This window comes from Nocardiopsis sp. M1B1 (assembly GCF_052466615.1).
In genome coordinates, this window is the sequence record NZ_CP196194.1 from 2,741,789 (window position 1) to 2,766,967 (window position 25,179).

Consider the following 25,179-nt stretch of genomic DNA (forward strand, 5'->3'; position numbering starts at 1 on the left):
CTAACACGGAAGCCCTGTCCCGTAGGGCTTGTGGCCGTCTTCGGCCTATCCGCCCACGTACCTTCTCCGTATCTGCTCCACTTCGTCCCCGTCGCCCTCACGGGACGCGCGCACGAGCCGTTTGATGTCCGCCGCGGCGAGTGCGTCGAGCAGGGCTTGAATCTCTTCCCCGGAGACGGCTGGTTCGTTGCTCTCGTCCTCGTTCACGGTTTCCACTCCATCACGTCAGCCTGTTCTCTCCATGGTGGTTCCTGCCCGTTGCGGAAGAAAGCCTGACGGTTGGGATCGTTGCTGGTGTAGTGGGGCGCCGCGTCCGGCCACCGGTCGCGGCGCCCCTGAGGGTCAGGGGTTCCGGCGGAACCCAGGGAAGGGCGAGGTACCAGATGCTCCTGCGACGGCGGTGACCGAGCGGATCAGCTCCTCGGGACTGTCGGCGCAGACCAGCCGCATGCGGCCGGTGTGCGCGGCCCAGTACTGGTGGGTGTGCTGGCCGAACCAGACCGTCCAGCCGTGGTGGGGCAGCGCCGCGAGCCCGCCTCGGGGGTCACCGCCCGGGCCGGTCCTGGGCGCTGGAGGGCTGGAACCGCGTCCGGGGTCCGGACGGGTGACGGGGCTGGGCCACCTGGGGAAGGCCTCCGGTCGCGGTGCCTCTGCCACGGCGGTCACCGGGCGCTCTTCCGCTGCGGAGGCAGATGCGGAGACAGAGCCAGGGCCCGGCGTAGCTCGGTCGGGTCGCTGGCGGTGACCAGGTCGGCCGGGCAGGGGCAGCACCGGCGGGCCAGTGTGGCGACGAGGACCGGGCGCCCCGACTCGTCGTGGAGTTCGCAGATGAGGTGGTCGGGGAAGTCGCCGCGCAGGCGACGGATCTCCGGGCTGGGATAGAGGCCGTAGCCGGGCACGGTTCACCACCCGCTCTGGTTCCGCAGGGCCGCGCGGGGTGTTGGAACCGCAGGTGGCTGCTGCGGCGTCTGGGACTGCGCGGTCCGCTGCCTGGGCAGCCTGAGCGGCCTGACGGGGCCCGGCGGCTGGTCAGGCTGGTCCGGGTTCCATCCCAGGGTGAAGAAGACGGCCGGTCCGTGCGGTGTGCGTTCGACGCCCCAGGTGTCGGCCAGGGCGTTGACGAGGAAGAGGCCGCGCCCGTGCTCGGGTTCGGGGTCGGCCGGAACCGCTTGGAGGGCGGGAATCCGGGTGTCGTCGCAGCCGCGCACGGAGACACGGAGGCAGTGGGCGGAGACGAACACCGACACGAGGAACGCCCCGCCGCGTGCTCCGGCGGGGGAGTGCAGCAGGGCGTTCGTGGCGAGTTCGCTCAGGATCAGGAGGGCGTCCTGGGCGGGGAAGTCGGGGGTCCGCGCCAGTTCCAGACGGCGGGAAAGCCAGTCGCGCGCGTCCTTGACGGCGGACAGCGCCCCGGGGAAGCGCCCGAGGTAGCGCCGAAGCTCGGGCCGCCGAGGGGGTTCGGGCATGGGAGTACTACGGTTGTCCAAGGTCCTCACCTGCTCCTACAGGTTGTGGGCTCAGGTCCTGGCCAGGTGTGTCCGCACCCGACCAGGGCCGTTTTTCGTAGGCACGGCATCCGGCGACTTCACCAAGTCACCTCTGAGCTGTGCTCTTGGTCTCTATCATCAACACTACAGAGGGTTAACGCAAGGGATCTTTAATAGTTCATCGCATTTTTAGTCCTCGTGATGGAGCTGGAGGCTGGCAAGATGGGCCGACGTACACCGGACGACGCCATGAGTGGAGTGACTATGAGGACGCGGCTCAGCCTGTCGGTGCGGGGGAAGCGCCTGCTGCGCGAGCTACGGCGTCTTCGCGACGAACGGCGGATGAGCCCTGAGGACGTCGCCGGGCAGCTCGGGTGGCACAAGACGAAGCTGTACCGGATCGAGCGTGGCGAGAGTCGGCTCATCCTTGACGATCTGGACGAGTTGCTGGAGCTGTACGGGGTGCGCTCGCCCGAGCGCGAGTCGCTCTTCCAGTTGGGCAAGGACGCGTGGAAACGCGGGTGGTGGTTGGCCTACCGGGACCTCTACCAGGGCGAAAGCTTCTTCGTCATGGAGAACGACGCGGCGCGTATTGGTATCTATTCGCCTAGTCAGCTTCCTGGTTTGTTCCAAACTGAGGATTACGCCCGGGTCGTGATCCGTACCATGCTTCCGGAAGCTTCGGCCGAGGAAGTCGAACGTCAGGCCGCAGCGAGGATAGAGCGGCAGGGCATCCTCGCTCGTAAGGAACCTCCTCAAGTTCATGCAGTCCTTGATGAAGTTGCTCTGCTGCGAGGAGTGCAGCCTGAGTCGGTTCAGTGGGAGCAGCTTGAAAGGCTGGCCGAGCTGGGTGAGCGCCCCAACGTCACTATCCAGATCGTGCCCTTGAGTGCAGGCTTGTACATCGGCCAGTGGGGGCAGTTCACGCTCTTCGAGTTCCCTGATGTGGAGGATCCGCCTGTGGCGTACCAGGAGGGTGTCTTCGGAGATGTCTATGTGGAAGACCCTGTTGACCTGGCCCGGTATAAGGTTTCTGCCGCGCATACCCGCGATGTAGCGCTGGACCCAGTTTCGTCTCTCGCGCTCATCAAGAAGCTAGCCAAGGAGAGCCGTAGGTGAACGACTTCATGTCGAAGAATTGGCGGAAGAGCAGCTATAGCGGTGGTGGCAAGGACTGTGTCGAGGTGGCCGACACCGAGTCCGGCACCTACGTCCGCGACTCCAAGCAGCCTGAGCTGGGCCACCTGGCCTTCGCCTCCGCCGAGTGGCATCCCTTCGTCTCCTCGCTGAAGGCAGCGAACGCCACCTCCTGACACCTCCACCCCTCCCGCATCCCCACAACGTCGAGCCCCGGAAGCACCACTGCTTCCGGGGCTGCGTAGTACCCGGCCTCTTTCAGGCCTGAGCTAAGCAGGTCGCCTGGTGCGCGCAGAAGACTGTGTGGGTTCTGCACCCCTCCGCCCTTCGGAATCCAGTCCCTTCCCGACCGTAGTCGCACGGCTACCGTAAAAACGTTTTTCGTGTTAGCTTCCCGTGCAATGGGAGCGCTCCCCACCCCCACTCCTTCCGGACACCGTCGTCCGGAGTTCGCACAGAGGAGCAGCAGTGCCCATCAACCCCCCACGCCCCGGTTCCTCCGGCGCGCACCGGACCGCGCCGCCGTCCTCCCCGCCCTCGCGCAGACCCCTCTCGCACGCCTCGCGCCTGCGGCGGTTCCTCTACTCCGCCCTGGCCGTCCTCCTCTGCACGAGCGGCCTCTCCGCCGCCGCCGTCACCCCCGCCCAGGCCGCCGACATCGACACCGGCGCCTACTACGTCCTGCGCAACCAGCACAGCGGCCTGGTCGCCGACGTCGAGAGCGCCGGAACCCAGGACGGCGCGCGGATCATCCAGTGGGAGCGCACCGACCGCCCCTGGCAGCAGTTCCGCTTCGTCCCCTCCGGCGACGGCTACTACCGCCTCGTCAACCGCCACAGCGGTAAGGCCGTCGACGTCTGGGAGCACTCCACCGCCAACGGTGCCGAGATCCGCCAGTTCACCGACCTCGGCAACGCCAACCAGCAGTGGCGTCCCGTGGACACCGGCGGCGGCGTCCAGCTGATCAACCGCCTCAGCGGCAAGGCCCTGGAGGCCTGGGAGTGGAGCACCACCCCGGGCGACCGCCTGTCCCAGTACGACTCCCTCGGCGGCGCCAACCAGGTCTGGGACCTGGTCCGCGTGGACGACAACGGCGGAGGCGGGGGAGACGGCGACTGCGGCAGCGGTTCCCACCACGCCGAGGCCGTCCAGAACGGCTCCACCTGGACCGCCCGCAACGGCGGCAGCACCGTCTACACCGGCGGCGACATGCTCGCCGCCATGCGCGCTGCCGTCGGCAGCCTCGACTCCGGCCGCACCTCGCAGCAGAGCGTGGTGGTGCGCGGATCCGGTTCCATGCCGGGCAACACCTCGCTCGACCTGCCCAGCCACACCTCGCTGGAGGTCTGCGGCACGATCAACGTCACCGGATCGGCGACCGGCAACAACGCCGCCGTGCGCGTCAGGCACGCCGAGAACGTCTCCGTGCCGCACCTGACGGTCACCGGATCCCCGTACTTCGGCGTCTACGTCCGCACGTCCCAGAACGTGCACTTCGGCCAGATCGACCTGCGCCTGTCCGGCGGGCTGGGCATGCGCATCGACAGCCGTGACAACGACGCGGTCCGCGAGGCCCGCGACATTCGCATCGACGACGTGTACGTGTCCGGTGCCGGCAACCACGGCGTGGAGACCTACGGCGTGGACGGGCTGACCATCGGCACCGTCACGGCGCGCGACACCGCCTACTCGGGTCTGCTGCTCAACGACACCGTCAACGCCACGATCGGCCTGGTCGACGCCGAGGGGGCCGGAACCGGAACCGGCTACGCGGCCTTCCGCATGGCCAACCGCAACGGGCGCGTCGGTAGCTCCTACCCCACCAACATCCGGGTCGGGGAGGTCCGCGCCCGCGGTGGCGGCCGGGGGATCTTCTGCGTCTCCGAGAGCGGCGGCGCGGTCATCGACCGCGTGGACATCGCCCAGACCGGCAACAACGCGGTACTGGTCGAGAACTGCCACAACGTCACCATCTCCGGGGGCACGATCGCGGGTCCGGGCAGCGTCCGGATCGCGGCCCGCTCGGAGTTCGCCAACACCTCGAACATCACGTTCCAGAACCTGACACTGGCCAACACCTCGCTCGTGGAGAACCCGTGCTCGGTCAACCTGACCGTCCGCAACGTCACCTTCCAGAACAGCAGCGACCAGACCTGCTGACTGCGGTCTGAGCCGCTGACCACGGTCTGACCGCGCGTGACGCCGGGGCCCGACCCCCTGGGGCCCCGGCGTCGCCCACCCCGGCCCTGCCCGGCCCTGCTCCGCCCGGCGCTCAGCCCCGCCCGGCGCTCAGCCGCGCGCGGCGGCCAGGCGCTCCGCCAGCCAGGCCGGGACGTGCTCCCGCGAACGCGGGTAGTACGCCTGGTCCAGGGCGTAGTCGAAGTCCAGCGGGGCCATGTCGAAGGCGGGCTCGGAGTCGTGGTCGGCCTCCACCAGGCTCGCGTCCCGGCCCACGGTGTACCGGAGGCCGAACCAGGTGCCCCGGCCCGGCCGGTACATGCCCTCCCGCAGGTTGCGCACCAGGTCGGGGAGCCGGTAGTGCCCGCGCCCCTCGCGCACGGTCCCGTCCTCCAGGACCACCCTCACCCGCAGCCGTTCGTAGCCCACCAGGAACCGGGCGTCCAGCACGGCCTCCCGCCAGCCCTCCGGCCTCGGCAGGAACCCCGCGATCCTCCCGAGCAGCTCACGCTGCTCCTCCTCGTCCAAGGCGGCCACCGGGCGGCTCGGCCGTTCGGACGGAGCCGGGGCGGGCGGACGCACGAGGGCCCCGTCCTCCAGCAGCTCCGCCCACGCGGGCCGCCATTCCGGAGCCCGCAGGGCGCCCTCCCCGTTCAGCAGGTACGCCGTCTCCGGCAGGTAGCCGACGAGGTGTTCGTGAGCCTCCTCGGGCCAGCGGTCGTAGCGGCGCCGGGCGTCGTACCCCTCCTCCGACACCGCCAGCCGCAGGTACAGCCACCGGCCGCGCCCCCGGACGTCCTCGGCCGCGCGCAGGGCGTCGAGGCGGTCCATCAGGTCCGTGTCGTAGTCCTTGAACTCCTCGCCGGACGCGTCGAGGACCCTGCGTTCCCCCGCGAAGGTGTACTCCACGACGGCCTCGCCGCCCTCGGCCAGGCCCAGCGCGCGTACCCGTTCCAGGACCCGGAGGAGCTCGTCGGTCTCGGGGACCGGGGGCCGGTCCCGTTCCGGCTCCCGGCGGAGCGCGTCCCACAGCAGCAGCGACCGCGTCCTCTCACTGATGACCGGACGCGCGGGGCGTTCGGGCCCGTCTCCGCCGAGGGGGAGGAAGGGGCGGTGCGACCCCGGGGTCAGGCCGAGCCGCTCGGCCGCCGCCAGCGCGGTTCCGGCGTCCCACCCGGGTGCCTCGTACCCGTCGTCCTCGTCCGTGTACTGGGTGTCGAGGACACTCAGCACCGCCGCGAGCGAGTCCGCGTCCACCGCGCGCTCCCACGCGCGCCGCATGAGGGCGGCGCCCGGCTCCGGAAGCAGCGGCTCCCCGTGCTCGTCCTCGGGAGCGAACCCCCCGAAGACCAGCCCGACGGCCGCGTCCACGGCCGCCTCCACCGACGCGTACCGGTCCAGGCGCAGCCCGTCGCCCTCCCAGTCGTCGGGGTAGGGGCCGCGCGCCCACGCCCGCCCGTCCCACCAGTAGGCGAACCCGACGTTCGCGCGCGCCTCGTGGGCCGCGATCCACTCCCAGGGCAGCCAGTCGGGCGCCTCGGCGAACAGGTCGACGGGGCGCTTGTCGTTCTGTGTGCTGTCGCTGGTGTCGCTGTCGTAGCCGACGATCACGGCCCGACCGTCACCGCCGCACCAGGCCAGGTACCAGTCGCTGCCGCCGTCGTGGTAGCGCAGCACCCCGTCCGCCAGGGAGAGGAGCCCGAGTTCGTCCTCCAGCCCGGCGTCCAACGCGGCGAGCGCCCCCGCGTGGGCCCACAGCACCTCAGGGCGGGGCAGGTCCTCGGGGCGTCCGGGGCTGTGGCTCATGGGGCGGCCTCTCCTGTCGGGAACACTGGTGCCGGGGCAGGGGTTCCCGTTCTAGCGGACGCTCCCGACAGATCCTCCTCCCGGGCCGCGGAACGCGGCGGCCGGTCCGCCGGTACGGCGTCCGCGCCCACGAACCCCCGCCAGGACGAGATGTCGGCCGAGCGAAGCCTTCGACGGTGCCGCTCCGCTCAGAGCGGTGACCCGCCCCATGTCTCCTGGCGTCCGGGCCGTCTGTTCACGCCGTCCGTCCCACGCCTCCCCACGCCTTCTGACCTCCGGGCCGACCGCTGACGCCGCCCGACCCCTGGGGCCCGGCGCCGCCCGCCCCGGGGTCGGCCCCGCCCGTGCCCGCCGTGCGCGGTCCCGGGTCACCGGCTCAGACGCAGACCGACTCCAGCGCGCCGGACAGGGCGGCCGACGACAACCGGTCGAGTCCGCGCGCGGCCGCGGTCTCGTCCGTGCTCCCCGCGAGCCGAGCCGCGCAGCCGGGGGCGGTGCGCTCCTCCTCGGCGGCGGCCAGCGCCTCCACCAGCGCGGGGGTGATCCGGTCCAGCTCGGCGCGCACCCCGGCCAGGTCCGGCGCCTGCTCCGGTCGCCGGTCGGCCTGCGCGTACCACTGGGCGTGCAGGCCGCGCTGGACCACCTTGTTGGCCTCCATCTGGTCGCGCGTGACCGCCACGGCGGAGGCCGGGTCCGCGCCGAGTTCGGACGCCCGCCGCTCGACGGCGGCCAGGACCCGCGCCTCGCGCTCGGGGGCCTCGACGGGGTCGCCGGTGTGCCACTTGGCCGCGGCCACCAGCGGAGCGGTGGCGAGGCGGTCGGCGGACAGGAGCACGACCGCCTCCAGGCCGTTCGGCGGTGCGGACGCGGCGGCGGTGGAGGAGGCCAGGAGCAGGGCCGCGACGGCGGCGGCGAGGGCGGCTGCGGTGCGCATGGACGAGGTCCTCGGGGCGACGGCGGGAACGGCGGGACCCCCGTATCCTAGCCCTGTGTGCCGAGCCGAACGCAAAGGGTCACAGCCCGGTGTGAATTCCCTTTCCCGACGCGCCGTGTCCGTCTATCCTTCGGGCAGCGGTAACCGCCGCGACGCCGGGTAGTGGCGGCCCCCGCGGTCGCCGGACCGCCGCCGTCCCCGTGATTCCCGAGCCCCCCCGCGACCGCCGAACCCCCGTGACCCCCCGCCCCGGCGGACCGACCTTGAGGGCCGAACCCGTGCAGATCCTCGAACCCGTCACCCCCGACACCGTCCTCCGGCGCTTCCGCGCCACCCACCCGTTGGAGGACGAGGTCTCCCGCGCCACCAACACATACGCCGAGAGCGCCCTGACCCTGGCCACCCGCCAGCTCGGCGGGACGTGGCACCGGGTCGCCCTGGACCGCGCGGACGTCCTGTCCGTGCTCCTGCCCTGGCACACGGGCGAGTACGGGGAGCGCGAACTCGTCCCCCCGGCCGGGGCGACCGTCGCCGAGACCCTGGGCACGCTCACCGACTGGCGCCGGGAGTACCCCGCCAGCAACCCGGTGTGCTGGGGCAAACTGGACTGGCACACCGGCGCGGCCCACGCACCGCTGTTCCTGAGTTCGCGCGCCCTCGACCACCCCTTCTACGAGCGGCTCGAACGCACGGACGCGGTGACCCACCTGGACGGCCTGCACCGCATGCTCGCCTGGGCGCTGGCGGACCGGCTCCCCTCGCGCCCCGCCCTTGAGGCCTACCTGGCCGGCCCCCTGCCCGACCCGCGCGGTTCGGACGCCCCCTCCGCGGCCCGTCCCGCCGCGGCGGCCCCGGTCGAGGCCACCGCCGACACCAAGGACGCTTGACCCCGAGGGGTCGAACCTCCCGGTTCCGTCAAGGCGCGACCGTCCGGGGCAAGGGGCGCGCCAACACTCGCCCCGGACTCGTTAGCGGCTTGGGGGAGCCGTTAGTCCGCGCAGCTCACGGCGGGTAGGGGGTGGGCGGACAGCGTTGGGGCACCCGCCCCTCGACCACGCCAACCACTAGGGGGACATCGTGGCACGCGATCGCACACCCGCAGACCTGATCGGGCACCACGTCCTCGATCGGGAGGGCCACAACGTCGGCAAGATCAACCAGGTCTACCTCGACGACAACACCGACCAGCCGAGCTGGGTGTCCGTGCACACCGGCCTGTTCGGCAGGCACGAGACCCTCGTTCCGCTCCAGGGCTCCCAGCCCGTGGAGGAGGACATCCGGGTCCCCTACGACAAGTCCGTCGTCAAGGACGCCCCGCACGTCGACGCCGACCGGCACATCTCCCCTGAGGAGGAGCAGACGGTCCGCCGGTACTACGCCGAGCACGGCGGCCCCCCGATGCGGGGCGAGGAGACTGAGATGGGCCGCGGCCCCGGGCCGCAGACCACCGGCCGGGAGGACATGGCCGGGGGAGCCGCAGGAGGCGCGGCGGGGGGCATGGCCGGCGGTATGGCCGGTGACGCCGCCATGCGCGACCGCGACCCGGCGATGGCGGACGAGCGCGACGACATCTCGATGACGCGTTCGGAGGAGCGCGTGGACATCGGCGTGGAGCGGCGCGAGGCCGGTCACGCCCGCATGCACAAGTACGTCGAGACCGAGCAGTTCGACGAGACGGTCCCGCTGCACCACGACGAGCTCCAGGTCGAGCGCCGCCCGGTGGACGACCCCTCCGCGGTGCGCGAGCCCCGGGAGATGGGCGAGGACGAGCAGACCTTCACGCTCTACGAGGAGCGCCCGGTCGTCTCCAAGGAGCAGGTACCCGTCGAGGAGATCCACGTCCGCAAGCGCGACGTGACCCGCGACGAGCACGTCCAGGGCCAGCGCCGCCGTGAGCGGGTCGAGCTGGAGGACGACGAGGGGGAGCCGCCCGCCAACGCCTGACCCGGACGCACGGCCGGGCCCGGCCGGGGCCGGAGTCGTCCCCGGACACACGGTCCGGGGACGACGCGTGCGCACCGCTGTCGCGCGCCCACACGGAGGGGGAGGTACATGACTGAGCCGGGGGACGTCAGCGAGGAGACCACCGAGGGCGGGGACGAGGAGAGGGAACAGGCCGCGGTGTCCCCGCCGCGCGGGCGCGAGGCCGGGCCCGGGCGCGGCCACACCATCGTGGTGGGCGCGGGCGTCGCCGGGCTGGCCGCCGCCGACCGGCTCGCCGAGGAGGGCGAGCGCGTCACCGTCGTGGAGGCCCGTGACCGCCTGGGCGGGCGCGTCCACTCCCTGCGCGAGTGGGACGGCACGACGGCCACCCTGGACGTGGGCGCCTCCTGGATACGCGGCGAGGAGAACAACCCCTTCGCGCGTCTGGTCCGCGAGATCGGCGTCCGCACGACCGTGTTCAACCGCTCCACCGAGACCGCCTACGACCCCAAGGGCCGCAGGCTGCTCTTCGACCGCCACCGCCGCAACATGGAGGACGTCAACCTCCTGCACGAGCACATGTACTGGGACAACGTCGGGGCCACGCCGCAGGAGTCGATGGAGGAGGGCATCAAGCAGGCCCTCTACGACGCCAACCTGGTACGGGCCAGGGCCCGCGACGCCAACGAGATCGTGCACCGCCTCGTGGAGGGCGACCACGGCGCCGACGCCGACGAGGTCGCCTTCACCGCGGTGGCGGCCCTGCACGAGTTCAGCGGTGACGACGTGGTCTTCCCGGACGGCATGGCCCAGGTCACCGACCACCTGGCCCGGGGGCTGGACGTGCGCCTGGAGCACGTGGTGCTGTCGGTCTTCCACGACGGGGACGGCGCGGGCGTGCGCGTGGACACACCCGACGGGGAGGAGACCCTGACCGCCGACCGGGTCCTGGTGACGCTGCCCCTGGGCGTGCTCAAGGCCGGAGGGGTCGACTTCGACCCGGCGCTGCCCGAGGACAAGGCCGGTGCCGTCCGACGCCTGGGCAGCGGCCGCTTGGAGAAGCTGTTCCTGCGCTTCGAGGAGGTCTTCTGGGGGGACGCCGAGGTCCTGGTGCACCTGGGGACCGAGGAGGGGACGTGGTTCCACTGGTACGCGGGGCAGCGGGTCATGGGGGCGCCGATCCTGGTCTGCCGCAACGGCGGCAACGCGGCCCGGTTCCTGGAGGAGAAGGACGAGGCCGACGTGGTCGGGCACGCGATGGACTCGCTGCGCGGGCTGTTCCGCAAGGTGCCCGAACCCGTCGGCCACCACCTCACCCACTGGATGGACGACCCGTTCGCCCGGGGCAGCTTCTCCTTCACCGCCGTGGGGTCGGGGGACGAGGACCGGACGGCGCTGGGCGAGCCGGTCGGCGAACGGCTGTTCTTCGGGGGAGAGGCGACCGAGACCGAGCACACGGCCACCGTGCACGGCGCCCTGCTCTCGGGCCGGAGGGAGGCCGAGCGCATCCTGGAGCTGTGAGCCCGCCACGGCGCATCCGCGTGCGGACCGGGGGCCTGAGCCGGGGCACCGGTCAGAGCCCCAGGCGGCTCTCCACGGTCCGGATCCCCGCGCGGCAGGCGCGTTCCACCTCGCGGTGGTTGCGCAGCCGCTCCAGCAGGCGGAAGGGCCGCGGGTCCGCTTCGGGACCGCCGTCGGAGCCGGTGACTTCCAGGACCTGCCGCGTCAGCCTTCCGGTGCGCGTCCAGCGCTCCCAGCGCTCGAAGTCGGGGCTGGCCTGGTGCCCCATCACCAGGGCCCGGCCGCCCCGGCCGGACAGGTCGCCGCCGTCGCGCGACCACAGTTCCACGCTCCGCCCCGGACCGGCCGACCAGTCCCGTGCGGTGACCACGTCCACGCGCACGTCCGCGCCGCGGCCCGCGCCCATGCCGTCGTCAGCACCCGTGTCCGCGCGCGGCCCGCCATCCGTGGCGGGCGTACCCGGGTCCGCTCCGGTGCGCGCGCCCGAGCCGGTGTCCGCGTCGACGTTCGTCCCAGCGCCCGCGCCCCACTCGCGCACCAGCAGGGCGTCCTCAGAGCGGTCGCGCCTGCGCACCGCCTCCACCCGATCGGCCCCGACCAGGGTCACCAGGGCGCGCGCCATCCACCACCAGTTCTCCTTGCGCGCCATCAGGCTCCCCGCGCGCAACCGGGTCGGCGGGTGCTTGGCCGCCTCCTGCTCCACCAGGTCACGGCCGAACAGGCGGCCTCCCGGGTCCAGCCGCACCCGCACCGGACCCACCCCCACCAGGCCGGTGTCCGTCCCCGGCACGGGCGAGGTCAGGCTGAACGCGGCGCGCGCGCCGAGCGAGTCCACCAGGTCCAGGTGGGCCAGGGGAAGGGCCGCGCACGGAGTCCCGCCGTCCGAAAGCGGCACCACCGGGACGCTCACCGGCAAACCCAGCGGAGTCACCCAGGAGAGCTCACCGACGGCCGAACGCCGCCAGACCGTGGCGAAATCTTCCACATACTTCCTTTTCTGTGATGTGTGACTCATGTTAATTTCTCGGGACTGTACCCGAACCGCCTGGACAGAGCACCCGCAGGTCCCGCCCACCCGGTCCGCACACCGGAAAGAAGGAACTCCCCGATGCCCGCTGTAGCAGTACTGCTCGGCACCCTGGCGATCTTCGCGCTGGCGTACCGCTTCTACTCGGCCTACCTGGCCAAACGGGTCTACGCCCTCGACCCCTCCTTCACCACGCCCGCGCACACGCTCCAGGACGGTGTGGACTACGTCCCCACCAACAAGCACATCGTCCTCGCGCACCACTTCATCTCCGTGGCGGGCGCCGCGCCCATCGTCGGCCCGGCGATCGGTGTGTTCTGGGGCTGGGGACCCGCCCTGCTCTGGGTCATCCTGGGCACCATCTTCGGGTCGGGCGCCCACGACTTCGGTTCGATCGTGGTCTCGCTGCGCAGCAAGGGCCGCAGCATCGGCACCCTGGCGGGCGACGTCATCGGTTCCCGGGCGCGCATCCTGTTCCTGCTGATCATCTTCTTCCTGGTGACCCTGGTGAACGCGGTGTTCGCCATCGTCATCGCCGGGTTGTTCGTGAGCACGCCCGAGGCGGTGCTGCCCACCCTGGTCACCATCCCGCTGGCCATCGCCGTGGGCCAGGTGGTCTACCGCCGCCGCACCGCCGCGCTGCTCCCCTCGATCATCGCGCTGCTCCTGGTCTACGCCTGCATCCCGCTGGGTCAGATCCTGCCGATCAGCCTCGCGCCGGTCGCCGAGGCCACGGGGATCGCGGAGAACCTGCTGTGGATCGTGATCGTGTTCGCCTACGCGTTCGTGGCCTCCCGCCTGCCGGTGTGGCTGCTGCTCCAGCCGCGCGACTACATCAACCAGCAGCAGATGGTCGTGGCGCTGCTGGTCATCATGGGCGGTGTGATCGTGGGCATGGACACGATCGCGGCACCGCTCTTCCGCGACACCCCGGCCGGCTCCCCGCCCATCTTCCCGCTGCTGTTCATCACCATCGCCTGCGGCGCGGTCTCGGGTTTCCACAGCCTGGTCGCCTCCGGGACCACCTCCAAGCAGATCGACAAGGAGACCGACGCGCGCTACGTCGGCTACCTCAGCTCCCTGGGCGAGGGCACGCTGGCGCTGTGCTCGATCCTGGCCTGCACCGCGGGCGTCATGGTCTACTCCGCCAACACCGGCGCCGAGTGGGGCACCCTCTACGTCGACTGGGAGGCCGCCTCCGCCGACCCGCAGGGCATGTTCGTCCAGGGCGTGGCGGGCTTCGCCTCCAACATCGGCGTCCCCGAGGCCACCGCCCTGGTCTTCGGCGCCCTGGTGATCGTCAGCTTCGCCGTCACCACCCTGGACACCGCGGTCCGGCTCAAGCGCTACATCATCCAGGAGATCGCCACGATCGCAGCCGACCGCTTCTCCACCGGCACCGCGCCGCACCGGGCGATGTCCTTCCTGGCCCGCAACATCACCGTCGCCACGCTCATCGCGGTGCTCATCCCCCTCGCCCTGACCCTGGTCCCGGGCGACTTCGCCGTGGGCACCCTGTGGCTGCTGTTCGGCACCACCAACCAGCTCACCGCGGGCCTGGCCCTGTCGGTCATCGCCGTGTGGGTCACCAAGCGCCACCGCAACCCGGTCATGATCCTCGTCCCGCTGGTGTTCCTGGTCGTCATGACCGTCTGGGCGCTGGTCATCCAGCTCCGCGACTTCGCGGTCTCGGGCGACGCGATGCAGACCTTCCTGCTCGCGCCGCTGGACGGCGTCATCCTGCTGCTGGCCCTGTGGATGATGGCCGAGGCCGCCATCGCCCTGAACAAGGCGCGCAAGAGCCCGCCGGTCGCCGAGGCCGCGACCGAGGAGACCACCGCCGGGAGGGACGAGGGTGAGGTCAGGTAACCGCCGCGCCCTGGGCGCCGCCCCGTGAGCGCACCGGGCACCGGCGCCGGGCCCCCGCCGGGGGCCTGGCGCCGCGCCGTCGCCGCCTGGCGCCGCTTCGAGGACTTCCACCAGCAGGTCTTCGAGGCGCGCTGGGGGCACGCGCGCCGACGCGAGGCCCGCACCCAGCAGGACACCCTGCGGGCCCTGCTCATGCTGGAGAGCCTGGGAGTGGACAACCCCGTCGCCTACGAGACCCTCGACCTCATCCCGTACATGGTCGCCGACCTGCACGAGTGGCACCAGAGGATGGGCCGCAGGGACTTCGGAGCCCCCGGAGGCTGCTGTTGACCGAGTCCGCGACCGGCCCCGCCGCGCCGATCACCTTCTTCGGCGGCAAGGGCGGGGTCGGCAAGACCACCCTGGCCGCCGCGCACGCGCTGGCCCTGGCCGACGCCGGGCAGCGGGTGCTGGTGCTCTCCACCGACCCCGCCCACTCGCTCGGCGACGCCCTGGAGGCACCGCTCGGGGACGAGCCCGTCCCGGTCGCCCCCGGCCTGTGGGCCGCCGAGCCCGACGCCGACGCCGCCGTGCGCCGCCGGATCGCCCAGGTGCTCCGGGACGCCGAGCGGGCCGTCCCGCCCGAGGTGATGCCCGCCGTGCGCCGCCACCTGGAGCAGGCCGGGGCCAGTCCCGGCATGGCCGAGTCCGCCCTGGCCGACCTGCTCGTGGACCGCATGGAGGAGGTGGGGCGGCGCTGGGACGCCCTGGTCGTGGACAGCGCCCCCACCGGGCACCTGCTGCGCCTGCTCAACCTGCCGACGCTCCTGACCCCCTGGGTGGTGGGCCTGACCCGCCAACGCGAGCGGGCCCGCCGCGCCGAGGCCTTCGCCGACGTCGTCGGCGGCTCGCAGGAGGAGGCCGACCCCCTCACCGAGCGCCTGCACGCGCGCCGCCACCGCCTGGAGCGCGCCGCCGAACGCCTGCGCCAGGACGCCCGGGTGCGCCTGGTGACCCTGCCCCGCCGCATGGTGCTGGCCGAGACCGCCCGCGCCGTCGAACAGCTCACCGGGGCCGGGTTCCGGCTCGCCCCCGTGGTCGTCAACCAGATCCCGCGCGGGGACGCCGCGGGACCCGACACCGCCGAGGCCCTGGCCGCCACCCGCGAGCGCTTCGCCCGCCTGGGAACGGTGGAGGTCCCGCTCCAGGACGCCGAGCCCACCGGTCCCGAACGCCTGCGCCTCCTGGCCGCCCTGCTCGCCGCCCGCTGAGGGGGAGCCCGAGGTCGGGGAGAGGCGGCCGGAACCGCCCCGGCCGGGGAACCCCGCCGGGCCGCCCCGCGTTGGACGGTGGTGAGGGGTCGCGGCCGGGGAGGCCGCAAAGCGTACACGGTACGATCGGGGTGCGGCCGCCCTCCGACCAGGGCGGGTGGACCCACGATGGCGGGAAACGACCCTCCCGCCCGTTATCGTTGGCGCCATGGGGCGATCCGCGCAAGAAGGCAGACACACGGCGGGGGGCGATGTGGTCAGCCCGGCGGTCAGTGACCGCGTCTGGACGGTTCCCAACCTACTGAGCATGCTCCGGCTTCTGGGCGTGCCCCTGTTCCTGTGGCTCGTGCTGGTGCCCCAGGCCGACTGGTGGGCCCTGCTCGTGCTGGCCCTGGCGGGCCTGAGCGACTGGCTCGACGGCAAGATCGCCCGCGCCTGGAACCAGACCTCGCGCCTGGGGACCGTGCTCGACCCCCTCGCGGACCGGCTCTACATCTTCGCCGCCCTGCTCGGCCTGGTCATCCGCGGCATCGTGCCCTGGTGGCTCATGGGCATCCTCGTGCTGCGCGACGTCCTCATCCTGGGCGCCCTGCCGCTCCTGCGCCACTTCGGCTACGGGCCCCTGCCGGTCAACTTCGCGGGCAAGGCCGCCACGCTGTGCCTCCTGTACTCGTTCCCGCTGCTGTTCCTCGCTGGTTACGCCACGATCGCCGCAGATGTGGCGAGAATTATAGGTTGGGCCTTCGCGCTCTGGGGAACTGCTCTGTACTGGTGGGCCGGACTGCTCTACGCCGTACAGGGACTGCGCCTGATGGCCCAGACCCGCCGCGACGAAGGCGCTGATCGCACCGGCGGCCCCAGGGCCGTGGGCGACAGCGACCCCGTACGCGGTCACGCCCAGGACCGACCCGGTCCAGCCGCACCGGCGACCGCTGACGGCGACCCCGGCGCGGCCGCCGAGGGAGCGGACCGACCGAGCCGCCCGGACCAGGGGCGGACCGGCCCCTGATCCGCACGCGGACCGGCTCACCACGAGTCCTGTCGGATCGAGAGGGAGTGTCGTCTCCGCATGAGAACATGTCCCGCCGCCCGCAACGGCGTGCGCTCCGAATACCGTCCCCCCGCGGCGCGCACCGGCGGCCCAGCGGTACGGAGGTACCGGCGATGAGCCAGGCCGCAGACACCACCCCGGAGGTCGCCGCGCCTCCGATGAAGGCCGTCGTGATGGCGGGCGGCGAGGGAACCCGCCTGCGCCCCATGACCGCCAACCAGCCCAAACCGCTTCTGCCGGTGGTCAACAAGCCCATCATGGAGCACGTGCTGCGCCTGCTGCGCAAGCACGGCTTCACCGAGACCGTGGTCACCGTGCAGTTCCTGGCCACCCTCATCCGCAACTACTTCGGCGACGGCGAGGACCTGGGCATGAAGCTCAGCTACGTCGCCGAGGAGGTGCCGCTCGGCACGGCGGGCAGCGTCAAGAACGCCGAGGAGCACCTGCGCGGCGAGCCCTTCATCGTCATCTCCGGCGACGCCCTGACCGACATCGACCTGACCGACATGGTCCGCTTCCACCGCGAGAGCGGCGCCAAGGTCACCATCGGACTCAAGCGGGTGGAGAACCCGCTGGAGTTCGGCATCATCATCGTCGACGAGCAGGGGCGCGTCCAGCGCTTCCTGGAGAAGCCCACCTGGGGCCAGGTCTTCTCCGACACCGTCAACACCGGCATCTACATCATGGAGCCGGAGGTCCTCGAACGCGTCGCCGCGGGCGAGGTCGTCGACTGGTCCGGCGACGTCTTCCCCCAGCTGCTGGAGGAGGGCGAGCCCCTCTACGGCTACATCGCCGACGGCTACTGGGAGGACGTGGGCACCCACGAGAGCTACCTCAGCGCCCAGGCCGACGTGCTCTCGGGCAAGGTGGACGTGGACATCGACGGCTTCGAGGTCTCCCCGGGGGTGTGGGTCGGCGAGGGCGCCGAGGTCCACCCCGAGGCCGTCCTCAAGGGCCCGCTCTACATCGGCGACTACGCCAAGGTCGAGGCGGGCGCCGAGCTGCGCGAGTTCACCGTGGTCGGCAGCAACACCGTCGTGCGCTCGGAGGCCTTCGCCCACCGCACCGTCCTGCACGACAACGTGTTCATCGGCCGCGGCGCCAACCTGCGCGGCGCCGTCATCGGCAAGAACACCGACGTCATGGCGGCCGCCCGGATCGAGGAGGGCGCGGTCGTGGGCGAGGACTGCGTCGTCGAGTCCGAGGCCTACCTGCACAACGACGTCAAGGTCTACCCGTTCAAGACCATCGAGGCCGGTGCGGTGGTCAGCACCAACGTCATCTGGGAGTCGCGCGGTCAGCGTTCGCTGTTCGGCCCCAGGGGCGTGTCCGGCCTGATCAACGTGGAGATCACCCCGGAACTGGCGGTGCGCCTGGCCAACGCCTACGCCACCACCCTGAAGAAGGGCGCGATCGTCACCACCTCGCGTGACGTCTCGCGCGCCGCCCGCACGCTCAAGCGCGCGATCATCAGCGCGCTCACGGCGGCCGCCATCGAGGTGCGCGACCTGGAGGTGGTGCCGCTGCCCGTGGCCCGCTTCCACACCTCCCAGAGCGGCGTCAGCGGCGGCATCACGGTGCGCACCACCCCGGGGGACCCCGAGTCGGTCGACATCCTGTTCCTGGACGGCGACGGCGCCGACCTGTCGCCCGGCGCCCAGCGCAAGCTCGACCGGGTCTTCTCCCGCGCCGAGTACCGCCGGGCCTTCCCCGGCGAGATCGGCGAGCTGACCTTCCCGTCGCGCAACGTGGAGAGCTACTCCCACGAGCTGCTGCGCAAGGTGGACACCTCCGGCGTCGCCGAGGCCGAGCTCAAGGTCGTGGTGGACTGCGCCGGGGGCAGCGGCTCGCTCATCCTGCCCTCCCTGCTGGGCCGGATCGGCGTGGACGTGCTCACCGTCAACAACCGGCTGGACGAGTCCTCGCCCACCGACACCGTCGCCAAGCAGAACCGCGACCTGGCCCGGCTGGGCGAGCTGGTCTCGGGGTCGGGCGCCGACTTCGGCGTGCGCTTCGACCCCGTGGCCGAACGGCTCTCCATCGTGGACGAGAGCGGCGACCTGGTCCACAACGACCGGGCCCTGCTGGTCGTCCTGGAGCTGGTCTGCGCCGAGTACGGGACCGGGACGGTGGCCCTGCCCGTCACCACCACCCGCGTCGCCGAGACCGTGGCCGCCTCGCACGGGGTCAAGGTCCACTGGACGGCCACGGCCACCGACGAGCTGACCAAGGCGGTCCAGGCCCAGGACGACGTCATCTTCGCGGGCGACGGCCGCGGCGGGTTCATCGTGCCGCGGTTCAGCCCCACCAGCGACGCCATCGCCGCCTTCGTGCGGCTGCTGGCGCTGGTGGCCAGGACCCGCCGCTCGCTGAGCCAGATCGACCGCACGATCCCCCAGGCGCACCTGCTGCGCCGTTCGGTGCCCACCCCGTGGGCGGTCAAGGGGAGCGTGATGCGCGCCGTCGTGGAGGCGGCTGGCGGCCGCGAACTCGACACCACCGACGGCGTCCGGGTGATCGAGCCGGACGGAAGCTGGGCCCTGGTCCTCCCCGACACCGCGGAGGCCGTCACCCATCTTTGGGCCGAAGGTCCCAACTCCGACACCGCGCACCGTCTGCTGGACGAGTGGGCGGCCGTCGTGGAACGGGCCGAGGGCTGAGGCGGGCAGCGCGGGCGCGGACAGGTCCTCCGTCCGCGCCCGCGCGGCGTGTGCCCGCTGTGTCACGATCCGTGCCCGGGTGCGGGTCCCTACCGTGCGTGACTCTGCGGGTTAAAATGGGCATACAGGCAGGTCGTGGCGGTTCGGTGAAGTCGGTGCGAATCCAGGGGGATCCGTGGAGAACCAAACCCGCCGACACGGCATCAGCACCAGGACAGGCGTGTTGCCCCGACCCGGCCCTCCGTTGTCGCCGGACACCCTCCGCGACGACGGGCGCACCGCTCGGCGATCCGTTCCAGGCGGGTCGTCCACAGCGGGCGGGGGAGGAGCAAAACCCTTCCTGGACAGGGATATGGTTTAAAGTCGAGTGTTCCCCGAAGCGCCGCGTCGCCCACCGGACCGGGTATCCCGGCAACGGCGGACACCCTCGCCGGTGGTGACAAGGAGTGCGACACGGGGGATGAGACCTAGCGACCGACCGCGTGAGGCGCACCGCTGCCGCGACAGCGGGCCGTCTCACCGCGTACCGGACGGCGTGCGGGCCCAGTGCCCGCCCGACGCCCGGTACGTGCCACCGATCAGCCCAATCAAGCACCGCCCCGTGCGGTAGGAGGCCGAGCCGACCTATGTCGAGCGTTTACTGCACGCAGTGCGGTCACGCCGTTGCGGATGATGCCCGTTTCTGCTCCCACTGCGGAACTCCGATCCGCAGAGCCGAACAGCAGGGCCCCCGACCCGGCACTGGCAGGGACTCCGGCGGAGACGTCACGTCCACCATCTCCCTCTCGGGCATACAGGCCCTGGAAGAGGAGGAGTCCGGCGACGAGCTGGGCGGCGACGACCCCGCCAACCCCGACGCTCTGCCGCCGGGCACGGCGCTGCTGGTGGTCAGGCGCGGCCCCAACGCCGGGAGCCGTTTCCTGCTGGACAGTGACGTGACCACCGCCGGCCGCCACCCCAACAGCGACATCTTCCTGGACGACGTCACCGTCTCCCGGCGCCACGTGGAGTTCTTCCGCCGCGGCGACGGGTTCGGAGTCCGCGACGTGGGCAGCCTCAACGGCACCTACGTCAACCGCGAGCCGGTCGACGAGGCCCAGCTCGGCGGAGGAGACGAGATCCAGATCGGCAAGTTCCGGATGGTCCTGCTGACCAAACCGCGCCGCTGACCGGCGCGGGGACGACCGCGGGAGCGGCGGGTGGGCCGATGAGGTTTGCGGCCCCCCGCCGCCGGAGAGCTTTGTAACGAAGGGTGCCGATTTCGCCCTCGGGTCCTGATCCGCAGCGGGAGCAGGGACGAGCGCCCATCCGGCATCACGACTCGTGGGACGGAGACGCTGTGAAGCACATGGAGGTCGTCGGCGTCCGTGTTGAGATGCCCTCGAACCAGCCGATTGTCCTGCTCAAGGAATCCGAAGGCGACCGCTACCTGCCGATCTGGATCGGCGGTGTGGAGGCCACCGCGATCGCGCTGGCCCAACAGGGCGTCGCACCGGCCAGACCGCTCACCCACGACCTGTTCCGGGACGTCCTCGACGCCCTGGACACCGGGCTCAAGACGGTGAACATCACCGGCCTCAGCGACGGCATCTTCTACGCCCAGCTGGTCTTCAGCAACGGCGTGGAGGTGAGCGCGCGCCCCTCCGACTCGATCGCCCTGGCGTTACGGACGGGCACGCCCATCTACGCGCACGAGGACGTGATCGACGAGGCCGGGATGCCCATCCCGGACGAGCAGGAGGACCAGGTCGAGGCGTTCCGGGAGTTCCTGGACAACATCTCGCCCGAGGACTTCGGCAGGCGCGCGGAGTAGGGGCCCGTGGCGCACGTGCACTCCCCCGGGGCCCGCGCCCAGGCGCGGGTCCCGTGCCGCGGTGGTGGCGCGCGCCGGGGAGGACACGCCCCGACCTGCGACTTCGCCCGCGGAGCCGGTGATAGATTGGGTAACGGAAGTGGTCGTGATGATCAGGGCCGAAACCCCCGCTTGCGCGTCGGGCGCCACCGGGGAGGCCCCGGCACACCGGCGCCGCGCGCACTTGGCGACGCGCCGCGCGGTGTCGTTGACGCTGCCGGTCGGCCGTCCTACCTTCAGTGCAGTGGAACCCACGGCGCACCCGTTCCCTGAGTGGACATCCCCTGTCGAGACCGCCGTGGGACGAGAAGCCGGAGGTCGGCGTGGCGGTAGCGAGCGGCAAGCGGGATCCCCATGACAGGCGGTCCGCGCTGCGGCTAGCGGGGCAGCAGGGCCTACTGTGCGAAGAAGACTTGGTGGCGCTGCCTATGGACGTCGGGTATCGGGGCCCCGCGGCGTGTACGGCCGCCGGGATCAGCTACCGCCAGCTCGACTACTGGGCCAGGACCGGCCTGGTGGAGCCGAGCGTGCTCACCGGAGCCCACAACGCCCCCCTGTACAGCCTCCCCGACATCCTGTTGCTCAAGGTCGCCAAACGGCTCCTGGACACCGGGATATCCCTCCAGCAGATCCGCACCGCGGTCGACCACCTGCGCGGCCGACCCGCCCCCGACCTGGCCCGCATCACCCTCATGAGCGACGGCGTCAGCGTCTACGAGTGCACCTCCCCGGAGGAGGTCGTGGACCTCATGCAGCGCGGTCAGGGCATGTTCGGCCTGGCGCTGGGCAACGTCTGGCGCGAGGTGGAGGAGGCCCTGGGCGTGGTGCCCGCGGAGGAGCGGGCCGACCTGCCCGCCGCCGCGCCCCAGCCCGTGGACGAGCTGGCCAGGCGCCGCCGGGAGCGCCGCACCGGCTGAGACCGGCAGGCGCCGCCCGCAGCCCAGGGGCGGCCGTGCGTCGGCCGGGGGCGCGGGCACTTCGGGCCCGCGGCTACTTGGAGGAACCTCCAGGCTCTCGGTGTGATGTGGGCGAAACGCCTGCCCGGGAGCGCTACCCCAGGCGACGATCGAGTACGGTCGTAGTCACAACAGGGATGAAAAACGACATTCACCCTGCTTGTACACACGTACAGATCGTCAGCTGGCTGTCGACACCGCGCGAGAGAGACCCCGCAACGGGGCGCCGACGGGGCAATACTCCCCAGTAACCTCTCAGGCACCATGGACCGCGTGGAGGAGGCCGCTCTGAAGCCTGGGCACCCTCGTGCCCGGTGACAGAGGGGGAGACCGTGAGGAACACCGCCGACCCGACTCGGCCCTGTCACCAGGAGGTCTCCGTGCCAGACCAGCCCGTGCACACCCCGGGCGCGCCCGCCCGGGTGTTCGCCGACCGCCACATCGGCCCCACGCCCGCCGAGGTCCAGGAGATGCTCAAGGCGGTCGGCTACGGCTCCACCGCCGAACTCATGGCCGACGCCGTGCCCGAGTCCATCCTCACCGGCCCCGGTCGCAGCGCGCCGCTGGATCTGCCCCCGGCGCTCAGCGAGGCCGAGGCCCTGGCCGAGCTGCGCGACCTGGCCTCCCGCAACCAGGTGCGCACCTCGCTGATCGGCCAGGGCTACTACGGCACCCTCACCCCGCCGGCCATCCTGCGCAACATCATGGAGAACCCCGCCTGGTACACGGCCTACACGCCCTACCAGCCCGAGATCTCCCAGGGCCGCCTGGAGGCCCTGCTCAACTTCCAGACCATGGTCTCGGACCTGACCGGCCTGCCCGTCTCGGGCTCCTCCCTGCTCGACGAGGCCACCGCCGCCGCCGAGGCCATGACCCTGGCCCGCCGCGCCTCCAAGAGCAAGGCCGACGTCTTCGTCGTCGACGCCGACGTCTTCCCCCAGACCCTGCACGTGCTGCGCACCCGCGCCGAACCCCTGGGCATCGAGGTCGTGGTCGCCGACCTGTCCCGGGGCCTGCCCGAGGGCGACGCCTTCGGCGTCCTGGTGCAGTACCCGGCCTCCAGCGGAGCCGTGCGCGACCCGGGCCCGGTCGTCGCCCAGGCCCACGAGCGCGGCGCCCTCGCGGTGGTGGCCGCCGACATCCTGGCCCTGGCTCTGCTGCGCAGCCCCGGCGACCTGGGCGCCGACATCGCCGTCGGCTCCACCCAGCGCTTCGGCGTCCCGCTCGGCTTCGGCGGCCCGCACGCCGGTTACATGGCCGTGGGCGAGAAGCTGCGCCGCCAGCTGCCCGGCCGCCTGGTCGGCGTCTCGGTGGACAACGCGGGCAAGCCCGCCTACCGCCTGGCGCTGCAGACCCGCGAGCAGCACATCCGCCGCGAGAAGGCCACCAGCAACATCTGCACCGCGCAGGTCCTGCTCGCCGTCATGGCCGGGATGTACGCGGTCTACCACGGCCCCGACGGCCTGCGTGCGATCGCCCGCCAGGTGCACACCCGCACCGCCGCCCTGGCCGACGCCCTCGCCGAGCGCGGCTTCGAGGTCCTGCACCACGCCTACTTCGACACCCTGCGCGTGCGCGTGCCCAGCGCCGCCCGCGTCGTGGAGTCCGCCCTGGAGGCCGGGTACAACCTGCTGGCCGCGGACGAGTACACGGTCGGCGTGAGCGTGGACGAGACCACCACCGAGGCCGACCTGGAGAAGGTCCTGGCCGCCTTCGGCGAGGCCGAGCGCGGCTCCTCGCGCGTGCGCCTGAGCGTGGACGAGGACGCCGACCGCCTGCCCGCCGAGCTGGCCCGCCAGGTGGACTACCTCACCCACCCGGTGTTCGGCACCCACCGCAGCGAGACCTCGCTGCTGCGCTACATGCGCCGCCTCTCCGACCGCGACCTGGCCCTGGACCGCACGATGATCCCGCTGGGCTCGTGCACCATGAAGCTCAACGCCACGGCGGAGATGGAGCCCGTCACCTGGCCCGAGTTCGCCGGACTGCACCCGCTGGCGCCGCTGGACCAGGCCGCCGGAAGCGTGGCCCTCATCCGCCAGCTGGAGGCCTGGCTGGCCGAGGTCACCGGCTACGACGCGGTGTCCCTCCAGCCCAACGCCGGGTCCCAGGGCGAGTTCGCCGGACTGCTGGCCATCCGCGGCTACCACCGCTCGCGCGGCGAGGCCCACCGCGACGTGTGCCTGATCCCCAGCTCCGCGCACGGCACCAACGCCGCCAGCGCCGTGATGGCCGGTATGCGCGTGGCCGTGGTGGCCTGCGACGACAACGGCAACGTCGACCTGGAGGACCTGCGCGCCAAGACCGACAAGCACGCCGGCGACCTGGCCGCCATCATGATCACCTACCCGTCCACGCACGGCGTGTACGAGGACACCGTCACCGAGGTGTGCCGCCTGGTCCACGAGGCGGGCGGCCAGGTGTACGTGGACGGCGCCAACCTCAACGCGCTGCTGGGCTGGGCCAAGCCGGGCGAGTTCGGGGCCGACGTCAGCCACCTCAACCTGCACAAGACCTTCTGCATCCCGCACGGCGGCGGCGGTCCGGGCGTGGGCCCGGTCGCGGTCCGCTCGCACCTGGCCGGTTTCCTGCCCAACCACCCGGGCCAGCCCGAGGCGGGCCCGCACACGGGGGTCGGCCCGGTCTCGGCGGCCCCGTTCGGCTCGGCGGGCATCCTGCCCATCTCCTGGGCCTACGTGCGCATGATGGGTGAGGAGGGGCTGCGCTCGGCCACCGAGACCGCGGTGCTGTCGGCGAACTACCTGGCCAAGCGGCTGGAGCCCTACTTCCCGGTGCTCTACACCGGCGCGGGCGGCCTGGTGGCGCACGAGTGCGTCGTGGACATCCGCCCGCTCCAGAAGGCCAGCGGCATCAGCAACGAGGACCTCGCCAAGCGGCTCATGGACTACGGCTTCCACGCGCCGACGATGTCGTTCCCGGTCAACGGCACCCTGATGGTCGAGCCGACCGAGAGCGAGAACCTCGCCGAGCTGGACCGCTTCGTGGAGGCGATGGTCGCGATCCGCGGCGAGATCGACAAGGTGGCCTCGGGGGAGTGGGACGCGCAGGACAACCCGCTGCGCAACGCCCCGCACACCGCTGAGGCCGTGACCGCCGACGAGTGGTCGCACGGCTACACGCGCGCCGAGGCGGCCTACCCGCTGGCGTCGCTGCGCACGGACAAGTACTGGCCGCCGGTCGGCCGGATCGACCAGGCCTACGGGGACCGCAACCTGGTCTGCTCCTGCCCGCCGCCGGAGGCCTTCGAGTTGTAGGGCGGCCCGGGCCGCGGTGAGGGGCGCCGGTCCGAGGACCGGCGCCCCTTCTTCTGTCCCTTTGGAGATCTACGTCGTAAAAGTCCGTTTTGTTCTCCACGCCCGTCAGGAGAGGGGCGGGGAACGGGGCGGTGCCCACGGCCGCGGCGCGGGCCCCGGTCCCCGGCCGCCGCAGGCGTTAGAGTTGCGGCGACACGGATCGCGTTCCCACCACGCGGACCGCCACCCCGCCACCCCCATGGAAAGCGGAGAC

The 25,179-nt window shown here is 72.0% G+C and carries 22 protein-coding genes and 1 riboswitch; of the genes, 15 read left to right on the forward strand and 7 right to left on the reverse strand.

The annotated features are described in order from the left end of the window. Nucleotides 1–45: 45 nt before the first annotated feature. The 4 genes from ACSTA4_RS11705 to ACSTA4_RS11720 form a co-directional block, all read right to left on the reverse strand. Nucleotides 46–207 (reverse strand): hypothetical protein, encoded by a 162-nt coding sequence (locus ACSTA4_RS11705; protein WP_444963546.1) that lies wholly within the window; start codon nt 205–207, stop codon nt 46–48. A 135-nt stretch (nt 208–342) separates the two neighbouring features. Next, nucleotides 343–666 (reverse strand): hypothetical protein, encoded by a 324-nt coding sequence (locus tag ACSTA4_RS11710; protein WP_444963547.1) that lies wholly within the window; start codon nt 664–666, stop codon nt 343–345. Continuing rightward, nucleotides 663–899, reverse strand: coding sequence for a hypothetical protein (locus ACSTA4_RS11715; RefSeq protein ID WP_444963548.1), 237 nt, complete (start codon nt 897–899; stop codon nt 663–665). Before ACSTA4_RS11715 ends, ACSTA4_RS11710 begins: the two co-directional genes overlap by 4 nt. Nucleotides 900–902: 3 nt before the next feature. After that, on the reverse strand, nt 903–1,466 hold the full coding sequence (locus ACSTA4_RS11720; protein WP_444963549.1) for an ATP-binding protein: 564 nt from the start codon (nt 1,464–1,466) through the stop codon (nt 903–905). Nucleotides 1,467–1,688: 222 nt separating this feature from the next. Here ACSTA4_RS11720 and ACSTA4_RS11725 point away from each other — a divergent pair, with 222 nt between their 5' ends. From ACSTA4_RS11725 to ACSTA4_RS11735, 3 genes are all read left to right on the forward strand, one after another. Further along, nucleotides 1,689–2,606, forward strand: coding sequence for a DUF5753 domain-containing protein (locus ACSTA4_RS11725; RefSeq protein ID WP_444963550.1), 918 nt, complete (start codon nt 1,689–1,691; stop codon nt 2,604–2,606). Between the two features lie 8 nt (nt 2,607–2,614). Beyond that, nucleotides 2,615–2,800 (forward strand): DUF397 domain-containing protein, encoded by a 186-nt coding sequence (locus tag ACSTA4_RS11730; protein WP_444964149.1) that lies wholly within the window; start codon nt 2,615–2,617, stop codon nt 2,798–2,800. Between the two features lie 292 nt (nt 2,801–3,092). After that, nucleotides 3,093–4,784 (forward strand): RICIN domain-containing protein, encoded by a 1,692-nt coding sequence (locus ACSTA4_RS11735; RefSeq protein ID WP_444963551.1) that lies wholly within the window; start codon nt 3,093–3,095, stop codon nt 4,782–4,784. A gap of 129 nt (nt 4,785–4,913) precedes the next feature. Here ACSTA4_RS11735 and ACSTA4_RS11740 read toward each other — a convergent pair whose 3' ends face one another. Together ACSTA4_RS11740 and aroQ are read right to left on the reverse strand one after the other, a co-directional pair. Continuing rightward, nucleotides 4,914–6,608, reverse strand: a complete 1,695-nt coding sequence (locus ACSTA4_RS11740) for a hypothetical protein (protein ID WP_444963552.1) — start codon at nt 6,606–6,608, stop codon at nt 4,914–4,916. Nucleotides 6,609–6,984: 376 nt separating this feature from the next. Continuing rightward, nucleotides 6,985–7,542: a gamma subclass chorismate mutase AroQ gene (gene aroQ / locus ACSTA4_RS11745; protein ID WP_444963553.1), complete on the reverse strand. Its 558-nt coding sequence runs from the start codon at nt 7,540–7,542 to the stop codon at nt 6,985–6,987. Between the two features lie 263 nt (nt 7,543–7,805). Between aroQ and ACSTA4_RS11750 the strand changes: the two genes are divergently transcribed. The 3 genes from ACSTA4_RS11750 to ACSTA4_RS11760 all read left to right on the forward strand — a co-directional run bounded on the left by ACSTA4_RS11750 (nt 7,806) and on the right by ACSTA4_RS11760 (nt 10,986). Next, nucleotides 7,806–8,429, forward strand: coding sequence for a DUF6309 family protein (locus ACSTA4_RS11750; RefSeq protein ID WP_444963554.1), 624 nt, complete (start codon nt 7,806–7,808; stop codon nt 8,427–8,429). 190 nt (nt 8,430–8,619) lie between these two features. Then, a complete protein-coding gene (locus ACSTA4_RS11755; protein WP_444963555.1) occupies nt 8,620–9,486 on the forward strand; it encodes a PRC and DUF2382 domain-containing protein in 867 nt (288 codons plus the stop codon). A gap of 108 nt (nt 9,487–9,594) precedes the next feature. Then, complete coding sequence (locus ACSTA4_RS11760) at nt 9,595–10,986, forward strand: flavin monoamine oxidase family protein (protein WP_444963556.1); 1,392 nt, start codon at nt 9,595–9,597, stop codon at nt 10,984–10,986. Nucleotides 10,987–11,038: 52 nt separating this feature from the next. Here ACSTA4_RS11760 and ACSTA4_RS11765 read toward each other — a convergent pair whose 3' ends face one another. Next, complete coding sequence (locus tag ACSTA4_RS11765) at nt 11,039–11,971, reverse strand: hypothetical protein (protein WP_444963557.1); 933 nt, start codon at nt 11,969–11,971, stop codon at nt 11,039–11,041. 123 nt (nt 11,972–12,094) lie between these two features. Between ACSTA4_RS11765 and ACSTA4_RS11770 the strand changes: the two genes are divergently transcribed. The 9 genes from ACSTA4_RS11770 (at nt 12,095) to gcvP (ending at nt 24,926) form a co-directional block, all read left to right on the forward strand. Continuing rightward, nucleotides 12,095–13,882 (forward strand): carbon starvation CstA family protein, encoded by a 1,788-nt coding sequence (locus tag ACSTA4_RS11770; protein ID WP_444963558.1) that lies wholly within the window; start codon nt 12,095–12,097, stop codon nt 13,880–13,882. A gap of 24 nt (nt 13,883–13,906) precedes the next feature. Beyond that, the gene (locus tag ACSTA4_RS11775; RefSeq protein ID WP_248769944.1) at nt 13,907–14,212 is read left to right on the forward strand and encodes a cory-CC-star protein; all 306 of its coding nucleotides are present in this window, start codon (nt 13,907–13,909) and stop codon (nt 14,210–14,212) included. Beyond that, entirely contained in the window at nt 14,209–15,132 is a 924-nt protein-coding gene (locus ACSTA4_RS11780) for an ArsA family ATPase (protein WP_444963559.1), read from the forward strand. Before ACSTA4_RS11775 ends, ACSTA4_RS11780 begins: the two co-directional genes overlap by 4 nt. 253 nt (nt 15,133–15,385) lie before the next feature. After that, nucleotides 15,386–16,141 (forward strand): CDP-alcohol phosphatidyltransferase family protein, encoded by a 756-nt coding sequence (locus ACSTA4_RS11785; protein ID WP_416025442.1) that lies wholly within the window; start codon nt 15,386–15,388, stop codon nt 16,139–16,141. 200 nt (nt 16,142–16,341) lie between these two features. Next, complete coding sequence (locus tag ACSTA4_RS11790; protein ID WP_248774552.1) at nt 16,342–18,843, forward strand: mannose-1-phosphate guanyltransferase; 2,502 nt, start codon at nt 16,342–16,344, stop codon at nt 18,841–18,843. A 626-nt stretch (nt 18,844–19,469) separates the two neighbouring features. Then, nucleotides 19,470–20,012, forward strand: a complete 543-nt coding sequence (locus tag ACSTA4_RS11795) for an FHA domain-containing protein (RefSeq protein ID WP_013152508.1) — start codon at nt 19,470–19,472, stop codon at nt 20,010–20,012. Between the two features lie 170 nt (nt 20,013–20,182). Further along, a complete protein-coding gene (locus ACSTA4_RS11800; RefSeq protein ID WP_047870924.1) occupies nt 20,183–20,656 on the forward strand; it encodes a bifunctional nuclease family protein in 474 nt (157 codons plus the stop codon). Between the two features lie 467 nt (nt 20,657–21,123). Further along, nucleotides 21,124–21,612: a MerR family transcriptional regulator gene (locus ACSTA4_RS11805; RefSeq protein ID WP_019609133.1), complete on the forward strand. Its 489-nt coding sequence runs from the start codon at nt 21,124–21,126 to the stop codon at nt 21,610–21,612. A 231-nt stretch (nt 21,613–21,843) separates the two neighbouring features. Continuing rightward, nucleotides 21,844–21,933, forward strand: a riboswitch (glycine riboswitch). Nucleotides 21,934–22,031: 98 nt separating this feature from the next. Then, nucleotides 22,032–24,926 (forward strand): aminomethyl-transferring glycine dehydrogenase, encoded by a 2,895-nt coding sequence (gene gcvP / locus ACSTA4_RS11810; protein ID WP_444963560.1) that lies wholly within the window; start codon nt 22,032–22,034, stop codon nt 24,924–24,926. Nucleotides 24,927–25,179 lie beyond the last annotated feature (253 nt).